Here is a 19617-nt window from a genome sequence, read left to right as displayed (position 1 = left end):
GGTCAGCACGAAACGCTTCGGGCGAGGATGTCCACCGCCCGAGCGATCTGCCCCTCGTCCAGCGCCGCATAGCCCAGACGAAAGGCTTGCGGCGCCGGACCCTCCAGCGCAAAGCGCGTACCCGGCAGCAGCGCCAGACCCGCCTGCCCCGCGGCTTTGGCCCAGGCCTCGGCCGACCTCCCCTCGCAACGCAGCCACAGCGCAAGGCCCCCGGCGGGCAGATCGAATGTCGCCCGCCCGGCCAGATGCTCCCCCAGCAGCCCCGCCAGCAGATCCCGCCGCGCCCGGTAGACCCGCCGCGCCTTGCGGGCGTGACGGCCGAGATCGCCATCGCGGATCAGCTCCGCCAGCGCCGCCTCCAGCGGCGCGTCGCCCTGCCGGTCGATGGCGGCGCGCGCCTCGGCCATGCGGGTCAACAGCGGCTCTGGCGCCAGCGCATAGCCCAGCCGGATCCCCGGTGAGAGCAGCTTCGACAGCGAGCCCACGTAGATCAGCGGCAGGCCCTCGGGCGCACGGGCGGCCAGCGGCAGCACCGGGCGGCCCTCGAACCGGTATTCGTGGTCGTAATCGTCCTCGATCAGCGTGACCCCATGGCGCTGCGCCAGCTCCAGCAATTGCAATCGCCGCGCCGCGCCCATCGTCACCGTGGTCGGATACTGGTGATGTGGCGTAACATAGACCGCCCGGATGCGCGGATCGCGAGCCAGCACAGCCTCCAACGCGTCGATCCGCAGGCCCCCGCCATCCACCGGCACGCCCCGCACCTTTGCCCCCGCCGCGCGGAACGCCTCCCAGGCGAGCGGATAGCCCGGCTCCTCCACCGCGATCGCCTCGCCGGGAGACAGCGCCGCCCGCACGGCCAGAAACAGCGCCATCTGGCTGCCCCGCGCGATCAGCAGCCGCGACGGGTCCGCGACCACGCCCCGGTCCGTGGCGAGATAGGACGCCAGTGCCTCGCGCAGCGAGGACGTGCCGCGCGCATCGCCGTAATCCGCCCCGGCGCGGAAGGCCGGCGACAGCAGCGCCCGGCGAAAGGCCCGGGCCAGCGCCTTGTCGGGCACCAGCTTGGGGTCCGGCGCGCCGTCGGTGAACGCGAGCCCCGCGCGCGGTAACACTGGATTGACCGGCGCGGGCGCGGGCCTGCGGACCAGCATCCCCTGCGGCAGATCCTGCGCCACGAAGGTGCCCCGCGCCGGTTCCGCCTGCAACCAGCCTTGCGTCAGTAGCTCCTGATAGGCGGCATCCACCGTATTGCGATGGACCCCCAGCTCGCGCGCCAGCGCCCGCGTGCCGGACAGCCGCGCTCCGGGCTTCAGGCGTCCGCGGGTGATGTCACGGGTGATCGCCTCGGCAATGGCGAGGAAAAGCGGGCCGTCGTGGCCCGGCTCCATCTCAAGGGCAAGAGGTTCGCGCATGTCGAAAACCGGCCTATCTCAATCATTCATACTGGCACTTTTGCATAGGCCAGTGTTTTGCCACAGAGGCGAAAAACGCAAGAGGCTTCCACGATGAAATCCGCCCTGATCCTGCGCCACCTGGCCTTTGAAGATCTCGGGACCTTTGCCCCGGTTCTGAGGGACGCCGGCTACCAGCTCCGAGACATCGAGGCGGCGGTGGTGCCACTGCCCGACCCGCTGGAACCGGATCTGGTCGTGGTGCTGGGTGGCCCGATCGGCGTGAATGACAGCGCCGCCTTTCCCTGTATGACGGAGGAGCGGGACTGGCTGGCGATGAGGCTGGCGGCGGACTGTCCAACCCTCGGCATTTGCCTCGGCGCACAGCTCATGGCCGCGGCCCTCGGAACCCGTGTCGCGCCCATCGCCAAAAAGGAGATCGGCTTCGCGCCCCTGACCCTAACAGCGCCTGGCCGGGCCGGCCCGCTTGCCCACCTCTCGGACATCCCGGTGTTGCACTGGCATGGCGAGGGCTTCGCGCTGCCTGTCGGAGCAGAGCGCCTCGCCGCGACCCCCGCCTGCGAGACGCAGGGCTTCGCCCGGGGCCGCACTATTCTCGGCCTGCAATTCCACCCCGAGGCCGGGATGCTGCCGGATTTCGAGCGCTGGCTGATCGGCCATAGCGCAGAGCTGGCGCAGGCGGGGATTGCCCCCGAGGCCCTCCGCCAAGATGCCAAGGTACATGGCCCCGCGCTGCGCGCCGCCGGTCAAGCCATGTTCAGACACTGGCTGCGGGAGCTGGAGCCATGAGTACCGTCACCCTTCTGACCGGCCGCGCCGCCCCCCTGCCCGGAAGCGACACGCTGAGCGGCATCGACAAGACGCCGGTCAGCCGCCCGCTGACGCTCGGCCCCGAGGGGTTCGCAGGCGACGAACAGGCCGACCGGCGGGTACATGGCGGCATCAAGAAAGCCGTACATCATTATCCGCTCGATCATTACAGCGACTGGCGCGCGGAACTCGGTGACCTTCCGGCGCTGACCGCTCCTGGCGGATTCGGCGAGAACATCTCTACCGCCGGGCTCACCGAAGCGGAGGTCGCCGTCGGCGACACCTTCCGGCTGGGCGGTGCGCTGATCCAGGTCTCGCAGGGGCGCCAGCCCTGCTGGAAGCTCAACCACCGCTTCGGCGTGCCCGACATGGCGCGGCGCGTGCAGCAGACGGGACGCACTGGATGGTATTACCGGGTGCTCCAGACCGGCACAGTCGCGCCCGGCGACCGGCTGGAGCTGATCGGCCGTCTGGCCCCGGACTGGACTTTGCGAAGGCTCTGGCACGCTCTCTATGTGGACCGGATGAACCTGGTCGAACTCGAAGGCATCGCCGCGCTCGATTTCCTGGCCGAGGGCTGGCGTAAATACGCGGTCCAGCGGTTGGAAAGCCGCCGGGTCGAGGACTGGAGTGCAAGACTGGACGGCACCGCATGAAACGCCCCCCTTTCGTGATCTCGATCCAGAGCCAGGTGGTCTTAGGCCATGTCGGCAATTCCGCGGCGCTCTTCCCGATGCAGGCGGCAGGCCTCGAGGTGGCGGCGATCCCCACCGTGGTCTTCTCGAACACACCCGACTACCCGACCCTGCGCGGCCGCGCCCTGCCGCCCGAGTTCTTTTCCGACCTGCTGCAAGGCGCGCGCGAACGCGGCTTGCCCGAGCGGGCGGATTACATCCTCACCGGATACATCGGCTCGCTCGATGTGGCCGAGATGGTGGCGGATTTCGTGGCCGAGGCGAAGGCCACGAACCCGAGCCTGCGGTACATCTGCGACCCGGTGATGGGCGACACCGGTCCCGGCCTCTATGTCCCCGAAGCCATCGCCGTTGTATTGCGCGACCGGCTGCTGCCGATGGCCGACATCGCCACGCCGAACCCCTTCGAACTCGCCTGGCTCACCGGGCAGCAGATCCGCACTCTGGCGGATCTTCAGGCCGCGCGCGAGGCGCTGCACATCGCGCCCGAAGCGCATCTGATCGCAACCGGCTGCGTGCTCGACGACACCGGCCCCGGGCAACTCGAGACGGTACTCATGGGTCCCGAAGGCCTCAGCCGCCACCCGACCGAACGCCTGCCGATCGCCCTGCCCGGCACCGGCGATCTCTTTGCCGGGCTGGTGGTCGCGGGCATCGGGCAGGGCCTTGCCCTGCCCCACGCCATCGAGACGGCCCAAACTCTCGCCGCCCGCGCCCTCAGCCACGCCGAGGCGCTTGGTGCGGGCGAGGTGGTACTAAGCGAGCCGGAATTTCGTCGCGCGCTGCTTTCGCTTGGGTCCGGCTGAGGCCGGGTGACGCGGACATCGTCGCCTGATCGGTTTACTTCTTGGAATGACCTGCCAAGTCGTCCCTGGCGTCGCAAAATGACAGTCTAACCCATTTCAAGCGCGTTGAAATGGCTCTCGCAGTGAGTAGGACGAAAGAGCGAGATATCAATGAGCGACCCTACCGGATGGCTAGCGCACGCTCAAACAAAGCAGATTCCAGCCGGAAGCTTTTGGTCGCAGATCAGGGTGCCGGCTCGCTGCATTCTTCAAAGCTGGCGTTCGACCGGCTCAGCAGTAAGTACCAGAATCGCATTCTGGCGAAGCGGCCACTCACCTCAAAAGACCTCTGTCTCAATCCATTTGGCACCTCCCATGGGGCTCGCAACGTAGACTTGCGACGGGAAAGAGCATTATGCTTGTGAGTAAGCCGGTCTGTTAATGGTCTTAGGACTTCCGCGACAACAGCATCGCCAAGGTAGCCGAGATCACGCCGAAGGCGCATGTGCCGCTCCAGCCCCACTCGGCGTAGGCAGCGCCACCAATGCCAGCCCCGACCGCGCCACCCGCGAGCATGGTCGCCATGAATATGGTGTTAAGCCGGCTGCGCGCGTTCGGATCGAGTGCATAAACGCGCGACTGGTTGGCAACCTGGGCGGATTGCACAGCGAGATCCATGATCACAATGCCGGCGACCAACCCAATAATGGACCTTTGCCAGAGCCCGAAAATGACGAAGGCCAGTACCACGAGCCCCGCGCCCATCGACACTACCACGGCAGGCCCGCGCCTGTCTGAGAAACCGCCTGCGATAGGCGCGGCAAGCGCGCCGACGACACCAACCAGCGCCAGAAGACCTACAGCTGTTCCTCCGAATTCATACTGCGGCTCAGCCATCAGAAGCGCGAGGTTCGACCAAAAACTGATGAAGGCCGCAAAGATCAGGAGTTGCACCACGACCACGCGCCGGAGAACGCTATACTTGCGTACCAACGTCCAAAGAGATCCAAGCAGGCGCAGATAACTCAAGTTGGTCGTCGGCATCGCACGGGGAAGCCAACACGCCAGCGCCGCGCCGACAATGCTCATCACGACCGCCGCCAGCCAGAACACGTTTGGCCATCCCCAAAGGTCCGAGATTATGCCGCTTGCCGCACGGGCAAGCAGAATACCGATCAGGATGCCGCCTGTTACCGTGCCGAGTGCACGACCTTGCCTGTCGGGAGGAGCCAGATGTACGGCGAGCGGCACGATCTGCTGGGCGACCGTGGCGAACAGGCCGACCGCGAAACTAGCAACAGCGAGCCACACGAAGCCGGGCGAGACAGCCGCACCGATCAGCGCCGCCACGAGGGAGGCGATGGTCACGAGGATAAGCGACTTACGCTCGAGGCGGTCCCCGAGTGGTGCGAGGAAGAGCACCCCGAGCGCGTTGCCCGCCTGCGTCAGCACGGGCACGATGGCGGCGGTGCCAGCCGTCAGCCCGAAATCCGCAGTCAGATGGCCGGGGAAAGCCTGATTATAATAGCTGTTGGCGACGGCCGCGCCGGCACCGACTGCCAGAAGGCGGATCAGAGCGGCGGATAGATGTTCGGAACGGACACGGCCAGTTTGCATAGCAACAGACATGCACTACGGCCTTGTTCGCACAACTGACGTCTCTTGCTGAGATAATGAAATTTTCTAATCTTGCCCGCTTCCTGCGGGAGGCAACGCGCCCTCGTTGATTTCGGCCGGGACAGGGGCGTCAAGCTCGCTGCACAGGACTGAGCTTAGGGCCAGGCACGGTGGCCAACAGGTCAGGGCCCTAGGAGCGGGGTTTGCGCCCTAGCCCTCGAACGCGGAAGCCGCGTAATGAAGCTGTCGATGCAGCATCTGCGCCGATTGGGAAAAGCTCGCGACGGGCTCCTTTTGGGAGAGACGCCGCCATGCGGGTGTTCGAGGTCCGCACAACGGTCTGCTCCAATGCCAAACACTCAATTGGGACTGAGAATTCCTCACGCGCTGAGACCTTTGCCTCATGCATACTTCCCCCGCCAAGATGTGGAGGAAAAATATGCAGGTCGGCGATCCAATTTCCGAGGAAGTCATCATTCGAGCGCGCGAAAGCTTTGCAAGACAGGGACTTATGGCGCATCTCGGGGCCGAGATGGCGGAGGTGCGCGCGGGGCTTGTCACGTTGCGACTCCCGTTCAGCCAAGAACTCACGCAGCAGCATGGCTACTTCCACGCCGGTGGAACATCGGCCATCGCCGACAGCGCAGGCGGTTACGCTGGGTTCACCCTCTTCCCCGAAGGCAGTTCCGTCCTGACGGTCGAGTTCAAACTGAACCTGATCAGCCCTGCGCAAGGAGATTATCTCGAGGCTGTCGGCCGCGTGATCAAGAACGGTCGCACACTGACCATCTGCCAGCTCGATGTATGGGGCGTTGATGGAGAACGCCGCAAACATGTCGCCACGGGGATGCAAACCCTGATCTGCTTGCATGACACGCCAGACCTGCCCGCTTCGCGCTAGAACAGGTCTTCTCGGCGAATGGCCTGAACAGGATTGAAGATCGGCAGATCTTGACGATCCAATCCCAGATCTTCCAACGCCGTGTCGCTCAAGCGGTAAAAGGCCCGAAAGCGGCGAGGTAGCCGGGCCGGGCCTGATGCGAGACCATCTTTGTCGCGCTCTTGCGTTGGATTTGCCGTGAATCGCGGGTTCATGGTCACCTCCGGTGTCTGCCCCCAGAGAATGCACTCCGTGCCCAGAGCCATAAATTTCGGATCCTTCAGCGGATATTGAGAATTCCTCTCTGTGATTGTCGCCGCGAAATCCTCAGGACCTCCGGAAAATTCCTCAATTGCGAGCAGCCATGCTGCCGCATGACAGTCAGCCCCGACCGCTAAAGCGGATGGAGAAGGATACCGGAAGAATGACAAGACTTTCCCGCACCGACCTTGAAACCCATGCCAGGCATTGGATCGCCGCCTGGAACGCGCATGACGTGGAGACGGTTCTCGCACCCTTCGCCGAAGACACCGTCTTCATCAGCCCTCTCGCCAAGCAGGTGGCGGGAAACGCTCAGATCGTTGGGAAGGACGCCCTGCGGCAGTACTGGACCGACGCCCTGGCACGCGTGCCCGATCTTCATTTCGAACTGAGCGGAACCGCCGTAGACGAAGAGGCGCAATCCGTGACGGTATTCTATGTGTCGCGAGCCGGCGGTCGGGTCAGGCATGCCTGCGAACACATGCGGTTTCGCGAGGGCGTCCAGTTTCTGGGCGAAGCCTATTACGGGTCCGAGGAATGACTGGCCCCCTGCGCGCGACGGCCGCGAACCATTACCCCTGGGGGAACGGCTGTGACGGCTGGAGACTGGTCGATCGCCCCGAACTTTCGCTGCGCGAAGAGCGGCTGCCGCCCGGCGGTGCCGAAGCACCACATTATCATCGGGTCTCCCGCCAGATCTTCTATGTCCTTGCCGGGGAACTGACGATCAAGGTTCCGGGTCGTATCCTCTTGGCCAAGGTGGGAGAGGCCCTGGAAATCCCCCCGGGCCTGGGGCATTTGGTACAGAACAACGGGCCCGAAGACCTGCGCATCCTGCTCGTCTCCGCCCCTGATACGGCCGGCGACCGCTATCCGGTCGAAGACCATGCGGCCGTCCCGACGGATGTAGCGCACCATCCGATGTATTGGCTCCAGCCCACCCCTGACAAAATCTCCCGCTCGGTTGAGACCTTCTCAATCGGCGTGGAGGCGGCTCCCGGCTAGCACTTGAGACAAAGAGCGGAGCCAGAAGCCATGAACATCAATGATCTAAGAAAATCCTTGAGCGCCGCCTCTGGCGAGACACCGACACCCGGCCTGTCGGGTCTTCAACGACTTGCACTTCTTTGGGTCACGGCCATCCTGCTGACATTTCTGTCCTTCGTCTCTTATCCTCACCGATCTGGCGAAACGGGCTCCATTCAGGATCGTGCCGAGCAAACCGACGACCTTGGGCGGGTATACTCCCTGAGGGACGACTGCTGCATCTGGTCCGGCCACGCGCATGACTGACCCAGCCCAATTGTCCCCGTTGCGCCGCATTGTCTTCGTCTCTCTGCCATTCACCTTCGCCTACCTGCTCTCCGAACTCTTTCGAAATGTGAACGCTGTTCTGGAGCCTCGTCTCACGGCCGAGTTTCAGCTTGAGCCTGCGACCATGGGCATGATGACCTCCGCCTTCCTTGGCGCACTGGCCGGCTCGCAGTTGTTCGTCGGCCAGGCCCTGGACAAGTTCGGGCCGAAACGCGTGCTGGTGGTTACGCTCTTCCTGGCTGTCGTCGCATCCGCGCTCTTCGCCGGGGCACAAACAGCCCACATGCTCGTCCTGACGCGTTTCATGATCGGCTTCGGACTTTCCGCTTGCTGGACCGGCGCCTACAAGGCGAACACCCTGTGGTGGCCGAGGGAGCGCCTGCCCCTGGTAAACGCCATCACGATCGCAGCGGCCGGCCTTGGCTCCCTGGCGGCCACCAGCCCGACCGAATGGCTGCTACGCCAAATCGGCTGGCGCGAAATTTTTCTGGGTCTCGCCGGCGTCACTGCCACCATTGCATTGATCATCGCCGCGGTGGTTCCGCCCCAGACGAGGGAACGAGCCGCCCCTGCGGGGCTGGAACCGGCGGTGAAGGGACTGCGTGGTGTCCTCACGCACCCCGCCTTTCTCACGATCGCACCGGCTTCGGCCCTCTGTCAGGGAGCCTGGGTCGCCTATCAGGGGCTCTGGGCCGGGGTCTGGCTGCGCGACGCGATTGACCTCCCGTCGACTGCGGCAGCGGGTATCCTGATGGCGCTCTCCTTTGCCGTCATCTTTGGGCAATTCGGCTTCGGCCTGCTCGCCGATCGGATCGCCCGCACCGACCGGCACCTGTTCCACCTGACATTCGCCCTGACGCTTGGCTTTGTTCTGTGTCAGTTCGCGATTGCCGGTGCAGGCGCGTCACTGCAGACCATCCTCTGGGCTGGCTACGGGCTGTTCACCGCGGGTCCCATCCTTGCCTACGCGCTTCTGGTCCGGCTGCTACCCGACGCAGTGTCCGGCCGCGCTATCGCCATGCTCAATCTCGGCGCTGTCCTCACCGGTTTCTTGATGCAGAGCGGCATCGGCGCAGGCATCGAGGCTTTGGTTCGGCTTGGGTGGAGCATTTCGTCCGCCCATGTGACGTTCATCGTGCTGATCGCCGGACTGCAAGCCATCGCTCTGGCGTGGATGGCTCTGCATCAAGGTCGCGCCCTGGGTCTGGACAAGGTTCGGTGACCATTTCTACCGGGCCCCTGAAAGCTTCTCAATCGCCGCATCTAACACATTGGAATACCGTCAAATCATGGAAGTCGAGGAGAGACATTCATGATGATGAACCTAAGCCGTACTGCTGTGTTCTCAATGGCGCTCGCCGCCGCTCCCGTTGTCGCTCACGCGTTCGATCTGGACAGCCGCGACTTGCGGGAGGGTGAAACGATCCGCATGGAATTGGTGAATTCGACCATGGGGTGCGAGGGGCTCAACCAATCCCCGCACCTGGTCTGGAATGACCCGCCCGCGGGAACACAGAGCTTCGCGATTACGGTCTACGACCCGGACGCCCTGACCGGCAGCGGTTGGTGGCACTGGATCGTTCTGGATATTCCGGCGCACACACGAGCGATGCTCGCGGGTGCGTCCGGCTACCTGCCCGCCCCTCTGGTCGAGTCCCTGACGGATTTCGGGCAGCCCGGCTACGGCGGCCCCTGCCCGCCTGAGGGCGCAGTCGCTCATCGCTACGAGTTCACCGTCTATGCCATCGACGTGCCGAGCCTGGGGTTGGACGCCAGCGCCATGCCCGCCCTCGCCGGCTACATGATTCACGCGCACAGCCTCGGCAGTGTGACACTGACAGCGCGCTACGGGCGCTGAAAGCAAGGACTTAACGACCATGAAGAAACGCATGCTTCAGATCGATGCCTTTTCGGACCGACCCTTGCTGGGCAATCCGGCGGCAGTGGTCTTCGACGCCGACGACTTGTCCACCGAGATCATGCAACGCATCGCGCGCGAGATGAACCTCTCCGAGACCGTGTTCCTGCTTCGCCCGACCGGTGATGCGGACTATCGCGCCCGCATTTTTACCCCGGTGCGCGAACTGCCCTTCGCCGGTCATCCGACCATCGCCGCCGCCCATGCGTTTTGCGGCGAGCAAAGCAGAACGCCCCAAAGCCTGACGCAGGAATGCGGCATCGGACTGGTTCCGATCCGCCTCGAAGACGACCTTTACACGATGACGCAGGCAACGCCCCAATTCCGCGATGTGCCGGTCACCAAAGCTGAACTTGCCGAGGCGATCTGCCTTCCGCTCGATAGGCTCGCGGACAGCCCGCATCAGATCGTCTCAACGGGGGTTCCATGGCTGTTGCTTGAGCTGCACGACGTCCAGGCACTGGCCGGCCTGCGACCCGACCTCGGTCGGATCGAGCGGATCTGCCATGGGCTCGGCGCGGCAGGGCTCACGGTCTTTGCGGACAGCGGGTCCGGGGCCGCGCCGCGCCTGCGTGTACGCACCTTCGCTCCGGGTGAGGGCGTGGCCGAGGATCCTGTTTGTGGGTCTGGCAATGGTGCCATTGCTGCGTGGATCGCCACGCATCGCGATGCGGTACCTCGGGGTGGTTACCTGTCGGAGCAAGGGCTCGAGATGGGCCGGCGCGGGCTGGTTCACGCGGGCTGGGAAACGACAGCCGAAGGGCTGCGGATCACCATCGGCGGGGCCGCCTGTATCGTCCTGCGGGGCGAGTTGGATCTGGGTGACGCGTCCTGATCAGATGGACTGCTCCAAAATCTCCAAAACAAAATCGACCCGCGCCTCAACCGTGGCCAAAGGCAGCGGCAGCAGGTCATATCCCGCCATGGCATAGGCCTGCTCCATTGCCTCTGCCGTCGCAACAGCCTCGTCGAAATCCTGCCCGCGCTGCGCATCCTGACCGAAGATCTCGGGCCAGGGCGGCGCAAGAAACACCGTCGGGCGATACCGGTAGAGCTCAGCCGCCGCGTGTACATGTGCGGGCGCCTCGCCCTCGTAAAGCTGTAGATATCCGATCACATCGGGAATGCCGCGATCGAAGATCACCGGACCGTCGGTCCCCTGCGCCTCGTGCCAGGAGCGCATCTCCCAGCCGAGCATAAGCTCTGCAAACAGTTGCCGGTCCTGACCGTGCCACCCTGTCCCGCCGATCCGGGTCTGATCCTGAATGATCGCGCGTCCGGCTTCGGGCATTGTTGCGAGACCATGCCGCGCCAGTGCGGACAGAAGCGTCGTCTTGCCCGATCCCGGGCCGCCGGTAATGACGAAAAGTCGGTCGTTCATTTTGATCCTAGTGGAAAGAAACCTGCATTCAGCCTGTCGGAAAGACGATCCGCCCCGGAGCATCCTTGGGCAGTCGACCGGAAAGCAACCATGCGGCGGCAAGCGGCCAGAGCGTCTGTTCGAAACGGGCGTGGAAGAATGCGAAATGCCCGATCTCGGGCACCGCGATATCCGGGGGCGCGATCCGCAGATGGGTTCGATCCGCCCCGGAATAGTAGTCGAGCAATCGTTGCCCCGCAGCTTCGGTGCAGAACGGGTCATCTGTCAACCCGATGGCCAGGAGCCGCGCCCGGGTGGCGCCGTGACGCGCTGCAAGGTCTGCTGGGTCCAAAGCGGAGCAAACACTTGTCTCGAACCGCGGCCCCATCCGGCTCCAGTCGCGCACCACGCCGCGCGGCACATCCTCGAGCCATCCAAGCCGTGCCCCGGGAAAATAGCCGAAGAGCTGCGTCACGGCTGGCATGAAGAGATGCCATTTCAGATACATCGCGCCCCGCTGGCTGGGATCGTAATCGCGCCAGTACGCGAATTGCGCGCCAACCGTCACGATCCGGTCCAGCCGATCCGAGGTGCGCGCCAAACCCAGGGCGAAGCCGCCGATTGAATGGCCCACGGCGCAGAGCGCACGATCCGGCCAGCGCCTGCCAGCATAGGCAAGCACCGCCTCAGCATCGAGGGCGCCCCAATCGACCCATCCCGCCTGCAAATCCTTCACCGGCGTGGAGCGGGACTCACCAATCCCGCGATAGTCGAAGGTCAGGACCGTCGCCCCCTGCCCGGACAACCAGGATGCGAACCGTGCGTAATAGCGCGCCTGAACCGCCGTAGCGGCATGAAGCACGACGACAGGGCCGGTGTCTGCGTGCCAGATCCCGCCCCTGATCGGATACCCGTCTTCGGCCGCCACCTCGAAGCGTTCGGCGGGCATCGTCGAGGCGGGCCTTTCAGGGTTCGGCCGCGATGGCGGAGCGTCAGGTCTCCAGCGATAAAGCATTGGTGTCCACATTCGTCTCAGGTCCGACAATACGAGAACAGCTTCCTTTGAAAGGGAAATCACGCCAAATGAGCTTTGCTACGGCTCACCTGAAGCCAATTCAATTGCGGGACCGGTCGGATTGGCGCTCTCTTCTCGCAGGAGGGCACCGAAATGACCCAGGATCGCATGCCACGCAGCCCCGTCGTCACGCTCGACGATCTGGACCTGTCGCCACAGAGCTATGGCACCCGCTTTCATGCCGCCATGGCGGCCATCGCCGCCCCACTCGGTGCGACGCATCTGGGGGCGCGGCTGGTGGAGGTTCCGCCCGGCAAAGCGGCCTGGCCCTTCCATGCCCATCACGCCAATGACGAGATGTTCATCATTCTCTCGGGCACCGGCGAACTGCGGTTCGGCCCCGACCGGTACCCGGTCGCAGCCGGCATGGTGGCGGTCTGCCCTGCGGGTGGCGCCGAAACGGCCCATCAGCTGATCGCAACCGGCACTGAACCTCTGCGATATGTCGCGGTCAGCACCATGCGAGAGCCTGATGTGATGGCCTATCCCGACAGCGGCAAGCTGACAGTCTTCGCGGGCGCTGCGCCCGGAGGTGACAAGGCAAAGCGCCGGGTTGCCAGTTCCTTCCGGACCGCGGATGCGGTCGATTACTGGGACGGCGAAGAGCCATGAGGTCCCTCGAGTTCTGGTTCGACTTCTCGTCCGGTTACGCCTTCTTCGCTGCGCAGCGGATTGAGGCCATCGCGGCAGACCTGGGTCGGACCGTGCTCTGGCGACCCTACATGCTGGGCACCGCTTACAAGGTGACAGGGGCACGCGGACTGTCGTCGACGCCGCTGAAACGCGACTATGCGCGGCGCGACTGGGCGCGGATCGCACGGCACCAGCGCCTGACCTTCCAGCTGCCCGCCAATCATCCCCATGTCGCCCTGGCGACGACGCGCGCCTTCTACTGGGTTGAAACACAGCACCCTGAACTTGCTGCTGCCTTCGCGAAGAGGGTCTTCACCTTGTATTTCAACGACAGTCTCTACACCGCCTCACCCGAAGCCGTCTCGCGGCTCGCCCCGGAGTTCGGTCTCAAGCCCGGAGCCCTTCTGGCCGGCATCGCCGACCCTGCCCTGAAAGAAAAGGTCCGGAAGATCGGCGAAGACGCGGTGGCACGGGGCGTCTTCGGATCTCCCTTCTTCATCGTCGATGAAGAGCCTTTCTGGGGCTGGGACCGCATGGAGATGATGGCAGAGTGGGTCAGGACCGGCGGATGGTGAACGTACGGACGATCCGCCGCCTGTCCGCCGCGGACGCTCCGCGCCTTGCCGATCTGATGACGGCCTATCGGAGAGCCATGAGTGGATCGGAAGAGGCAATGACGCCGGAACAGGCCACACCCCTGATCGAGCGCGCCGTCAGCGAGCCGGATCTGCTGCTTCTCGGGGCGGATTATGGCGGCGCGCTCGCCGGCTTTGCACTGGCCTTCGACTTGCCCGAGATCATCTCAGGAAGCCGTGCCGGTCAGCTCGACGACCTCTTTGTCATGCCAGAGGCCCGGGGAAGCGGCCTTGCCCGCGCCCTGATTGGCGAGTTAACCGAGATCGGTACCGCGCGCGGCTGGACCCATCTGCGCTGGCTGGTGCCGCAGGACAACCTGACGGCGAAACGGTTGTATCTGTCGATCGCCGATCCCGCGCCCTGGGACAGTTTTCGGATCGAGCTGAGCCAACGCCGCTCAATCTAGGTCGATCCGGTAGCGTTTGACCGGATCGAGCGTGGCAATCCGGTCATAGAGCCGCTGCGCAATGAGGTTCTCATCGCCGGTTTCCCATTCGATGCGGCGCCAGCCCTGCGCGCGCCCCTCCCGAACCAGTCGCTCGACAAGCCGTTCCGCCAGCCCATGACGGCGCGCGAAAGGCGCGATCCAGAGATCTTCCAGGATCGCGATCTGGGCCGTGCTGAAGCTGTGCTGGCGAAGGATCACATGCGCCAGCCCGGCGGCCCGCCCCTGTAGGAGAACCAGCCAACCGAGAAGTGGCGCGGCTTGATCCATGAGGCGTTGCCAGATGACGGGCATGTCCGCTCGGGCTCGATCAGGCGCTGCGAAATGGTCCAGATTCTCTTGCCAGAGGTCTTCCCATGCCATGCGGTCGTTCTCCTCGAGTCGCCGGATTACGACCGCAGCCGCTTCAATACGATTTATTCAATCCGCTCCCGACTCCAGTTGCCTTTGCGCGAGGGTCCTTTCCCCGGCCGAGGCCTCGATCATCCAGCGGCTCAGGTTGCGCACGCGACGGTCCCTGGCCAGCGCCTCGGGATAGACGAGGAAGTAGCCTCCGCCCGTATGAGCCCAGTGTGGAAAGAGCTGCGTCAACCGCCCGGCTTCGACGTCGAAGGCAGCGATTTCCACCCCCGCCAGAGCCACCCCCGCCCCGTCCATGGCCGCGCGCAGTGCGAGCCCCGCGGAATCGACCATCATCACCGCAGCAGGCCGGATCGGCCCGCCCGGCAACGTCGCGTTCCATCGCGCGTAGTTCTCTTTCCGATACTGCGAGAGGAACAGGGGCATGCCCGATATCTGCGCCCGCATTTCGTCGGGGTCATCCTTGCCCAAGGGTGGCGCACCGAACAGGCTCACGGTTTCTTCGAACAGCAGGTCCGCCTGCAACCCATCCCATTGGCCCTGCCCGTGCCGCACCGCCGCATCGGCCACTCCAGCAGACAGATCCACGGCCTCCTGTGTCGTGGATATCAGCAGATCGAAGCCGTTACGCTCGAACGGGTAGCGCGTGAGCCGGGGCGAGAACCAATGGGCCGCGAAAGTCGGCAGCATCGACAGCCGCAAGGGGCCCGCGTTGCGATCCTGTCTGAGGCCGCTGACCGCTTCGATGATTCGGGAAAACCCCTCGCTCAGATCGGGCGCCAGTCTCGCTCCGGCCTCGGTCAGTTCGAGCCCCGGACCGACCCGTCGCATCAATGTCAGGCCGAGCGCATCTTCAAGCCCGCGCAACTGGTGGCTGACGGCCGATGGCGTGACGCCAAGTTCCAGCGCCGCCTCCTTGATCGAGAGATGGCGCGCCGCAGCCTCGAAGGCTCGCAGGGCATTCAGGGGCACATTCAGCCGAAAGGGTACTTGTTTATCCATAGATCCTCACAAACCGACTATCGCCGATAACCGGCACCACGCGAACGACGCTTTCTCATCAGCGCCTGAAAACTGCTCACTCGCCTGCCCGCCTCCTGGGCCTGAAGATTGTCCCACCATCCGCGAACTGGGAGATCCCGAATGCTGACCGAAGCCGTGAAGGTCCCGCTCGTCGATACGACGAGCCCCGTCTGGTTCGACGGGACGCTTCTGCCGTCCGGTGAGGCGACGCTGCATGTTCTGACGCACTCTCTGCACAACGGCGGTGCGGTCTTCGAAGGAATCCGCGCCTATGACGGTCGCCTGTTTCTGGGCAAGGAGCATTTCCGGCGCCTGCAGCGCTCGGCCGAACTTCTCGGCTACACGCTGCCATGGCTGGTCGATGAACTTCAGGCCGCGGCCGAGGCCGTGCTTTGGGCCGGCGGACTGAAGGACGCCTATGTTCGGCCGATCGCCTGGCGCGGCAGCGAAAGCGTCACCGTATCGGCGCAAGGTTGCCGGATCCATACCGCCATCGCGGCCTGGGACTGGCCAGTGGAGACCGCCCTTGGGGACGGGACCGGCGGATTGCGCGTGGTTCTGTCGGATTGGCGGCGCCCCGCGCCCGATACGGCGCCGACCGCCTCGAAATGCTCGGGGCTCTACATGACCGGAACCTTGTCGCGGGCCGCAGCCGCCCGTAGCGGACATGACGATGCCCTCATGCTGGATATGGCAGGCCATGTCGCCGAAACCACGGTCACGAACATCGTCCTCGTCCGGAACGGCAGGCTTCTGTCTCCCCTTCCTACATGCTTTCTTGACAGCCTGACCAAGCGCCATGTCTTCGACCTTGCGCGTGGCCTTGGCCTGTCGGTTCATGAAGGAACCGTCAGCCTCGACGATCTGGATGCAGCTGACGAGGTCTTCGTCACGGGCACGTCTGTCGAGCTTCGCCCCGTGGTCTCGCTCGACCGCCCCGGCAAGCACAGCACATGGCCCGTGGGGCCGATCACCACGGCCCTGCGCGAGGCGTTCCGCGCCTCGACCCGGGCTCACGCGTAGTGCCAGACCAGCAACAGGCCGAGGCACACGATCGCGGCGCGCAGGAGTTGCGGCTTCACCCGGCGCGCCAGCCGGCCACCGATGCCACCACCTGCCGTCGCCCCCAGAAAGACCAGGGCAGCCGGCCCCCAGGCGACCGCGCCGCCAAAGGCGAAAATCAGGACAGCGATACTGGTCGCGGGCGTCGCCAAGGCATTCTTGACCACGTTCAGCCGCTTCAGATCGTCGTCCCCCGTCACGGTCAGCAGCGCCAGCAGCAGCACCCCCAGCCCTGCCCCAAAGTAGCCACCATAAAGGGCCACGCCCCCCTCGGCGCACGCGGCGCTGACTGGCCCGATCGACACCCCGTGGCGGGCGAGCCAGCGGTTGAGCCAGGGCCCCGCAGCAAACAGCAGCGTCGCGAAGAGCAGCAGCCAAGGGACCAACTGCCGGAACAGCGCATCTCCCGACACCAGCAACAGCCCGGCCCCCGCCGCCGACGCCAGCGCAAACACCGCGACGCGCCCGGGCCGCGCCATCAGTTCCTGCCGCAGGACTGCGCCTTCGCCAATCAGGCTGGCTGCATGGCCGGGCCAAATCGCCACTGCGCTGGTCGCGCCCGCCGTCACCGGCGGCAGCCCCACGGCCAGCAGCGCCGGGAAGGTAAAAAACGTGCCTCCGCCCGCGATAGCATTGCACAGCCCTCCGAGCAGCCCCGCGCCCGCGAGCAGCGCCATTGTCGTCATGTCCATCCGGTCCTCCGCTCCGCCTCCGCGCGATCCTGACGGAGGGGCTGGAAAAATGTGTCGCCCCGGTGCCAGATGATACCCCGGAGGTGCCAACATGCAGCGCGATGAGATTGGAGGATTTGCCGAGGATGGAAGTCCCGTGATCGGCAGGATCACGAGCTTCACACCCGGCACCATGCCGGAGGCGCATGCGCATTGGCGCGGACAGCTCGCCTGGTGCCCGGACCGACCGGTGACGATCGAGACAGGAGGTCGGCTGCATCTTCTCTCTCCCGGCATGGCGATCTGGGTTCCACCGACGCACCGCCACCGCATCCGGGCCGAGGGCGCGCGGAAATCGGTCAACCTCTACACCCGGCCCGCCGCGGCACCGCTGCCCAAGGCCCCCACGCCTTTCCCTCTCGAAGCGCTGGAGGCCGAACTTCTCCGCACCCTGGCAGGATCCGGCCGCGCCGACCGGCAAGAGCCCGCCTTCGCCCGGCTGATAGCCGTGCTGTGGGACCGGCTTGCGCGCCCCGCCCCCGCGCCCACACTGCCCCTGCCTGCCGACCCGCGTCTGCGTCGTATCGCGCTGGCACATCTCGATGGGGCCGACCATTCTCTCGACCACTGGGCTGCGGCACTGGCGCTGTCTCGGCGCAGCCTGCAACGGCTCGTCCGTCGCGACACCGGGCAAAACTGGGCCACCTGGATGCGAGACCTTCGATTGGCACGCGCCATTGCCCCTTTGATGGCCGGAAAAAGCGTGCAGCATGCAGCCCATGCCGCCGGCTACGCCACCGCGAGCGGCTTCGTCGCCGCCTTTCAGGCCGCCCACGGGATCACGCCTGGTCAATTGCAGCGTCGGATGGAGAGCTGAGGTCATCCCACGCGCCGCTCCGTCAGCAGTCGCAGGGCGAACCCGATCAAGACACTGCCGGTGATCCCGTCGAGGAGGCGAGGCAGGCGGGGGCCGTTCAGGGCATTCTGAAACGGCACTGTCGCGGCAGTCAGCGCTGCAAAGAAGATCAGCCCCATCGACGCATGTATCCCCGCGAGCAGAACGCTGAACGGCACCACCGGAACGCCCACGGGCAGAAACTGCGGCAGGAAGCTGATATAGAAGACACCGACCTTGGGGTTAAGAAGGTTGGTCATCACCCCACGCAGGAACCAATTCGGGGCGGAAGGCGCCATGACCCTCGGCAGGCCCGGCTCTCGCGCACGCAACGCCCCCCGCAACATCCCGATACCCAGCCAGATCAGGTAGGCCGCGCCGGCAAGCTGAAGGCAACGGTAAGCCAGTTCCGATACGGCCAACACAGCACCGAGCCCCAAAGCCGCAATCAATCCCCATGCCAGCACCCCGGTCACCACCCCTGCCCCCGCCAGCATCGCCCGGCGCGGCCCCTCGACCGCCGCCGTCCGCAGAACGAGGGCTGTATCGAGCCCCGGTGTGATCGTCAGCAAAGCCGCGGCAATGGAAAAGCTCATCAATGCAGTCGCAACGTCCATGGCTACTCTCCGATCTCGTCCAGAAAATCTGCCAGAAGCCCCTGACCTTCGGGCCAGGCGCCGAGGTTCGACGCCTCGTTCAAATGGCCCCTTGGGCCTAGACGGCGCGGCCAGGCGCCTTGCCTGGCAGCCCAGGCTATCGCACTCGCCTTTGGATCATAGGGATCGTTCTCACTTGCGACGGCCAACACCGGCCGCTCACCAAACCCCGTTGCAGGTAACGCTCCGAATGCCTTTGCCTGCGCCGGGAAAGCCGGCCCACTCGGGTCCGGCACGGCGACAAGAAATGCCGCGGCGATCGCCCGGCACGACGCCGCACGCCAATGGGCGAAGAGCAGGCACCCGAGCGAATGGCATACCAGCACCGGCGGATAAGGTGCCGCTGCGACCGTCCGGTCCAGGGCGGCGAACCAGTCCGCGAGGTCGGGCTCATCCCAGGAATTTGGCTCTATCCGGAGGGTGTTCGGATAGAGAGTTTCCCAATGGCTCTGCCAATGCTCAGGGCCGGATCCCCCGATGCCCGGCACCATAACGAAACGACGGCTCATGCGACTCTCCTGATGTTCACCCTTCTGGAGTGTCCCTTGCCGAACGCAAAACGGGAATGGCAATTCATCGGCGTTTGTGACAAACTTCCGATGAATTAACGGAATCTGTGGTGCAACATGCCGACCGGTGAGCTCGACCGCCTTGACATCGCAATTCTTGAGGCGCTTCAGGAAAACGCCCGCACCCCGCTATCGGAGATCGGACGACGTGTCGGGCTTTCGCAGCCGGCGACATCGGAGCGGGTGAAGCGACTTGAGGATCGCGGAATACTCGCCGGCTATACAGCGCGTCTGGACGCCGCCGCGCTCGGTCTCGGGATGATGGCCATCATTCGGCTGAAAACCACGCATGAGCACATCAAGCCCGCTTTGAAAGCCTTTGCCGAGATGCCGCATGTCATCGAGGTCCACCGTTTGACCGGCGAAGACTGCTTCCTGCTCAAAGTCCTCGTCCCGACGCCCGGCCAGCTGGAGACCATCGTCGACACCATCGCCCGGTTCGGCGCGGTCACGACCTCTCTGGTGCTGCGCTCGGAACCCGTAAAACCGCTTGGAAAGGCGCTACTCGGCTGATAACTCCACGCGCGATACCGGAGC

At 64.9% G+C, this 19617-nt stretch carries 26 protein-coding genes; 16 read left to right on the top strand and 10 right to left on the bottom strand.

From position 1 onward, the window contains the following. Positions 1–2: 2 nt before the first annotated feature. Positions 3–1415: a MocR-like pyridoxine biosynthesis transcription factor PdxR gene (pdxR, locus tag BUB53_RS05995; protein ID WP_073033803.1), complete on the bottom strand. Its 1413-nt coding sequence runs from the start codon at positions 1413–1415 to the stop codon at positions 3–5. 57 nt (positions 1416–1472) lie between these two features. Here pdxR and BUB53_RS05990 point away from each other — a divergent pair, with 57 nt between their 5' ends. Genes BUB53_RS05990 through pdxY form a run of 3 tightly spaced genes read left to right on the top strand, consistent with a single transcriptional unit; the run spans position 1473 to position 3726 of the window. Further along, complete coding sequence (locus tag BUB53_RS05990; protein WP_229709493.1) at positions 1473–2204, top strand: glutamine amidotransferase; 732 nt, start codon at positions 1473–1475, stop codon at positions 2202–2204. Further along, the gene (locus tag BUB53_RS05985; protein WP_073033801.1) at positions 2201–2881 is read left to right on the top strand and encodes an MOSC domain-containing protein; all 681 of its coding nucleotides are present in this window, start codon (positions 2201–2203) and stop codon (positions 2879–2881) included. Before BUB53_RS05990 ends, BUB53_RS05985 begins: the two co-directional genes overlap by 4 nt. Beyond that, the gene (gene pdxY / locus BUB53_RS05980; RefSeq protein ID WP_073033800.1) at positions 2878–3726 is read left to right on the top strand and encodes a pyridoxal kinase; all 849 of its coding nucleotides are present in this window, start codon (positions 2878–2880) and stop codon (positions 3724–3726) included. Before BUB53_RS05985 ends, pdxY begins: the two co-directional genes overlap by 4 nt. A 426-nt stretch (positions 3727–4152) precedes the next feature. Here pdxY and BUB53_RS05975 read toward each other — a convergent pair whose 3' ends face one another. Continuing rightward, on the bottom strand, positions 4153–5334 hold the full coding sequence (locus tag BUB53_RS05975) for an MFS transporter (protein ID WP_073033799.1): 1182 nt from the start codon (positions 5332–5334) through the stop codon (positions 4153–4155). 427 nt (positions 5335–5761) lie between these two features. Between BUB53_RS05975 and BUB53_RS05970 the strand changes: the two genes are divergently transcribed. Beyond that, the gene (locus BUB53_RS05970) at positions 5762–6223 is read left to right on the top strand and encodes a PaaI family thioesterase (RefSeq protein ID WP_073033798.1); all 462 of its coding nucleotides are present in this window, start codon (positions 5762–5764) and stop codon (positions 6221–6223) included. Here BUB53_RS05970 and BUB53_RS22725 read toward each other — a convergent pair. After that, positions 6220–6633 (bottom strand): hypothetical protein, encoded by a 414-nt coding sequence (locus tag BUB53_RS22725; protein ID WP_159437764.1) that lies wholly within the window; start codon positions 6631–6633, stop codon positions 6220–6222. The genes BUB53_RS05970 and BUB53_RS22725 overlap by 4 nt on opposite strands. Between BUB53_RS22725 and BUB53_RS05960 the strand changes: the two genes are divergently transcribed. The 6 genes from BUB53_RS05960 (at position 6627) to BUB53_RS05940 (ending at position 10530) form a co-directional block, all read left to right on the top strand. After that, positions 6627–7004, top strand: a complete 378-nt coding sequence (locus BUB53_RS05960) for a nuclear transport factor 2 family protein (protein WP_073033796.1) — start codon at positions 6627–6629, stop codon at positions 7002–7004. The genes BUB53_RS22725 and BUB53_RS05960 overlap by 7 nt on opposite strands. Beyond that, positions 7001–7468 carry a cupin domain-containing protein gene (locus BUB53_RS05955; protein WP_073033795.1) on the top strand — a complete coding sequence of 156 codons (468 nt, stop codon included), beginning with the start codon at positions 7001–7003 and terminating at the stop codon, positions 7466–7468. The genes BUB53_RS05960 and BUB53_RS05955 overlap by 4 nt, the downstream gene beginning before the upstream one ends. 30 nt (positions 7469–7498) lie before the next feature. Next, positions 7499–7756: a hypothetical protein gene (locus tag BUB53_RS22415; RefSeq protein ID WP_143163148.1), complete on the top strand. Its 258-nt coding sequence runs from the start codon at positions 7499–7501 to the stop codon at positions 7754–7756. After that, positions 7749–8999 carry an MFS transporter gene (locus tag BUB53_RS05950; RefSeq protein ID WP_084728933.1) on the top strand — a complete coding sequence of 417 codons (1251 nt, stop codon included), beginning with the start codon at positions 7749–7751 and terminating at the stop codon, positions 8997–8999. Before BUB53_RS22415 ends, BUB53_RS05950 begins: the two co-directional genes overlap by 8 nt. A 90-nt stretch (positions 9000–9089) precedes the next feature. Continuing rightward, on the top strand, positions 9090–9635 hold the full coding sequence (locus tag BUB53_RS05945) for a YbhB/YbcL family Raf kinase inhibitor-like protein (RefSeq protein ID WP_084728931.1): 546 nt from the start codon (positions 9090–9092) through the stop codon (positions 9633–9635). A gap of 31 nt (positions 9636–9666) precedes the next feature. Beyond that, positions 9667–10530, top strand: coding sequence for a PhzF family phenazine biosynthesis protein (locus BUB53_RS05940; protein WP_234983210.1), 864 nt, complete (start codon positions 9667–9669; stop codon positions 10528–10530). Here BUB53_RS05940 and BUB53_RS05935 read toward each other — a convergent pair whose 3' ends face one another. Both BUB53_RS05935 and BUB53_RS05930 read right to left on the bottom strand, forming a co-directional pair. Continuing rightward, entirely contained in the window at positions 10531–11076 is a 546-nt protein-coding gene (locus BUB53_RS05935; protein ID WP_073033792.1) for an AAA family ATPase, read from the bottom strand. Between the two features lie 28 nt (positions 11077–11104). Then, positions 11105–12082, bottom strand: a complete 978-nt coding sequence (locus tag BUB53_RS05930) for an alpha/beta hydrolase family protein (RefSeq protein ID WP_073033791.1) — start codon at positions 12080–12082, stop codon at positions 11105–11107. A gap of 141 nt (positions 12083–12223) precedes the next feature. Between BUB53_RS05930 and BUB53_RS05925 the strand changes: the two genes are divergently transcribed. From BUB53_RS05925 to BUB53_RS05915, 3 genes are read left to right on the top strand one after another with little or no spacing between them, the layout of a single operon-like run. Further along, on the top strand, positions 12224–12742 hold the full coding sequence (locus BUB53_RS05925) for a cupin domain-containing protein (RefSeq protein ID WP_073033790.1): 519 nt from the start codon (positions 12224–12226) through the stop codon (positions 12740–12742). Continuing rightward, on the top strand, positions 12739–13338 hold the full coding sequence (locus tag BUB53_RS05920) for a 2-hydroxychromene-2-carboxylate isomerase (protein ID WP_073033789.1): 600 nt from the start codon (positions 12739–12741) through the stop codon (positions 13336–13338). Before BUB53_RS05925 ends, BUB53_RS05920 begins: the two co-directional genes overlap by 4 nt. After that, positions 13332–13805 (top strand): GNAT family N-acetyltransferase, encoded by a 474-nt coding sequence (locus tag BUB53_RS05915; RefSeq protein WP_073033788.1) that lies wholly within the window; start codon positions 13332–13334, stop codon positions 13803–13805. The genes BUB53_RS05920 and BUB53_RS05915 overlap by 7 nt, the downstream gene beginning before the upstream one ends. Here the strand turns inward: BUB53_RS05915 and BUB53_RS05910 are convergent. Together BUB53_RS05910 and BUB53_RS05905 are read right to left on the bottom strand one after the other, a co-directional pair. Beyond that, positions 13797–14207 (bottom strand): GNAT family N-acetyltransferase, encoded by a 411-nt coding sequence (locus tag BUB53_RS05910; RefSeq protein WP_073033787.1) that lies wholly within the window; start codon positions 14205–14207, stop codon positions 13797–13799. The two genes, BUB53_RS05915 and BUB53_RS05910, sit on opposite strands and share 9 nt — an antisense overlap. A gap of 57 nt (positions 14208–14264) precedes the next feature. After that, positions 14265–15206, bottom strand: a complete 942-nt coding sequence (locus BUB53_RS05905) for a LysR substrate-binding domain-containing protein (RefSeq protein WP_073033786.1) — start codon at positions 15204–15206, stop codon at positions 14265–14267. 141 nt (positions 15207–15347) lie between these two features. On the opposite strand from BUB53_RS05905, the gene BUB53_RS05900 reads away from it, so the two are divergent. Then, a complete protein-coding gene (locus tag BUB53_RS05900) occupies positions 15348–16250 on the top strand; it encodes an aminotransferase class IV (RefSeq protein WP_073033785.1) in 903 nt (300 codons plus the stop codon). Here the strand turns inward: BUB53_RS05900 and BUB53_RS05895 are convergent. Beyond that, the gene (locus BUB53_RS05895; RefSeq protein WP_084728929.1) at positions 16241–16981 is read right to left on the bottom strand and encodes a sulfite exporter TauE/SafE family protein; all 741 of its coding nucleotides are present in this window, start codon (positions 16979–16981) and stop codon (positions 16241–16243) included. The two genes, BUB53_RS05900 and BUB53_RS05895, sit on opposite strands and share 10 nt — an antisense overlap. Before the next feature lie 91 nt (positions 16982–17072). Here BUB53_RS05895 and BUB53_RS05890 point away from each other — a divergent pair, with 91 nt between their 5' ends. Further along, a complete protein-coding gene (locus BUB53_RS05890) occupies positions 17073–17837 on the top strand; it encodes an AraC family transcriptional regulator (RefSeq protein ID WP_073033784.1) in 765 nt (254 codons plus the stop codon). A gap of 2 nt (positions 17838–17839) precedes the next feature. On the opposite strand, the gene BUB53_RS05885 is transcribed toward BUB53_RS05890, so the two are convergent. Together BUB53_RS05885 and BUB53_RS05880 are read right to left on the bottom strand one after the other, a co-directional pair. Beyond that, positions 17840–18472: a LysE family translocator gene (locus tag BUB53_RS05885; RefSeq protein WP_073033783.1), complete on the bottom strand. Its 633-nt coding sequence runs from the start codon at positions 18470–18472 to the stop codon at positions 17840–17842. Between the two features lie 2 nt (positions 18473–18474). Next, positions 18475–19020 carry an RBBP9/YdeN family alpha/beta hydrolase gene (locus tag BUB53_RS05880; RefSeq protein WP_073033782.1) on the bottom strand — a complete coding sequence of 182 codons (546 nt, stop codon included), beginning with the start codon at positions 19018–19020 and terminating at the stop codon, positions 18475–18477. A gap of 117 nt (positions 19021–19137) precedes the next feature. On the opposite strand from BUB53_RS05880, the gene BUB53_RS05875 reads away from it, so the two are divergent. Then, entirely contained in the window at positions 19138–19593 is a 456-nt protein-coding gene (locus BUB53_RS05875; RefSeq protein WP_073033781.1) for an Lrp/AsnC family transcriptional regulator, read from the top strand. Positions 19594–19617 lie beyond the last annotated feature (24 nt).

It is taken from the genome of Roseovarius pacificus (genome assembly GCF_900142665.1).
Taxonomy (GTDB): domain Bacteria; phylum Pseudomonadota; class Alphaproteobacteria; order Rhodobacterales; family Rhodobacteraceae; genus Roseovarius; species Roseovarius pacificus.
Note: the sequence above shows the minus strand (reverse complement) of the source record. Positions and strands in the feature narration are given on the sequence as shown.

Excerpts from the sequence above, each read along its gene's own strand:
- BUB53_RS05925 (WP_073033790.1), top strand. The coding sequence starts at position 12,224 with ATGACCCAGGATCGCATGCCACGCAGCCCCGTCGTCACGCTCGACGAT.
- BUB53_RS05945 (WP_084728931.1), top strand. The coding sequence starts at position 9,090 with ATGATGATGAACCTAAGCCGTACTGCTGTGTTCTCAATGGCGCTCGCC.
- BUB53_RS05920 (WP_073033789.1), top strand. The coding sequence starts at position 12,739 with ATGAGGTCCCTCGAGTTCTGGTTCGACTTCTCGTCCGGTTACGCCTTC.
- BUB53_RS05915 (WP_073033788.1), top strand. The coding sequence starts at position 13,332 with ATGGTGAACGTACGGACGATCCGCCGCCTGTCCGCCGCGGACGCTCCG.
- BUB53_RS05950 (WP_084728933.1), top strand. The coding sequence starts at position 7,749 with ATGACTGACCCAGCCCAATTGTCCCCGTTGCGCCGCATTGTCTTCGTC.
- BUB53_RS05970 (WP_073033798.1), top strand. The coding sequence starts at position 5,762 with ATGCAGGTCGGCGATCCAATTTCCGAGGAAGTCATCATTCGAGCGCGC.
- BUB53_RS05880 (WP_073033782.1), bottom strand. The coding sequence starts at position 19,020 with ATGAGCCGTCGTTTCGTTATGGTGCCGGGCATCGGGGGATCCGGCCCT.
- pdxY (WP_073033800.1), top strand. The coding sequence starts at position 2,878 with ATGAAACGCCCCCCTTTCGTGATCTCGATCCAGAGCCAGGTGGTCTTA.
- BUB53_RS05935 (WP_073033792.1), bottom strand. The coding sequence starts at position 11,076 with ATGAACGACCGACTTTTCGTCATTACCGGCGGCCCGGGATCGGGCAAG.
- BUB53_RS05975 (WP_073033799.1), bottom strand. The coding sequence starts at position 5,334 with ATGTCTGTTGCTATGCAAACTGGCCGTGTCCGTTCCGAACATCTATCC.
- BUB53_RS05955 (WP_073033795.1), top strand. The coding sequence starts at position 7,001 with ATGACTGGCCCCCTGCGCGCGACGGCCGCGAACCATTACCCCTGGGGG.
- BUB53_RS22415 (WP_143163148.1), top strand. The coding sequence starts at position 7,499 with ATGAACATCAATGATCTAAGAAAATCCTTGAGCGCCGCCTCTGGCGAG.
- BUB53_RS05885 (WP_073033783.1), bottom strand. The coding sequence starts at position 18,472 with ATGGACGTTGCGACTGCATTGATGAGCTTTTCCATTGCCGCGGCTTTG.
- BUB53_RS05960 (WP_073033796.1), top strand. The coding sequence starts at position 6,627 with ATGACAAGACTTTCCCGCACCGACCTTGAAACCCATGCCAGGCATTGG.
- BUB53_RS05910 (WP_073033787.1), bottom strand. The coding sequence starts at position 14,207 with ATGGCATGGGAAGACCTCTGGCAAGAGAATCTGGACCATTTCGCAGCG.
- BUB53_RS05985 (WP_073033801.1), top strand. The coding sequence starts at position 2,201 with ATGAGTACCGTCACCCTTCTGACCGGCCGCGCCGCCCCCCTGCCCGGA.
- BUB53_RS05905 (WP_073033786.1), bottom strand. The coding sequence starts at position 15,206 with ATGGATAAACAAGTACCCTTTCGGCTGAATGTGCCCCTGAATGCCCTG.
- BUB53_RS05940 (WP_234983210.1), top strand. The coding sequence starts at position 9,667 with ATGCTTCAGATCGATGCCTTTTCGGACCGACCCTTGCTGGGCAATCCG.
- BUB53_RS05875 (WP_073033781.1), top strand. The coding sequence starts at position 19,138 with ATGCCGACCGGTGAGCTCGACCGCCTTGACATCGCAATTCTTGAGGCG.
- BUB53_RS05930 (WP_073033791.1), bottom strand. The coding sequence starts at position 12,082 with ATGTGGACACCAATGCTTTATCGCTGGAGACCTGACGCTCCGCCATCG.
- BUB53_RS05890 (WP_073033784.1), top strand. The coding sequence starts at position 17,073 with ATGCAGCGCGATGAGATTGGAGGATTTGCCGAGGATGGAAGTCCCGTG.
- BUB53_RS05900 (WP_073033785.1), top strand. The coding sequence starts at position 15,348 with ATGCTGACCGAAGCCGTGAAGGTCCCGCTCGTCGATACGACGAGCCCC.
- BUB53_RS05895 (WP_084728929.1), bottom strand. The coding sequence starts at position 16,981 with ATGGACATGACGACAATGGCGCTGCTCGCGGGCGCGGGGCTGCTCGGA.
- pdxR (WP_073033803.1), bottom strand. The coding sequence starts at position 1,415 with ATGCGCGAACCTCTTGCCCTTGAGATGGAGCCGGGCCACGACGGCCCG.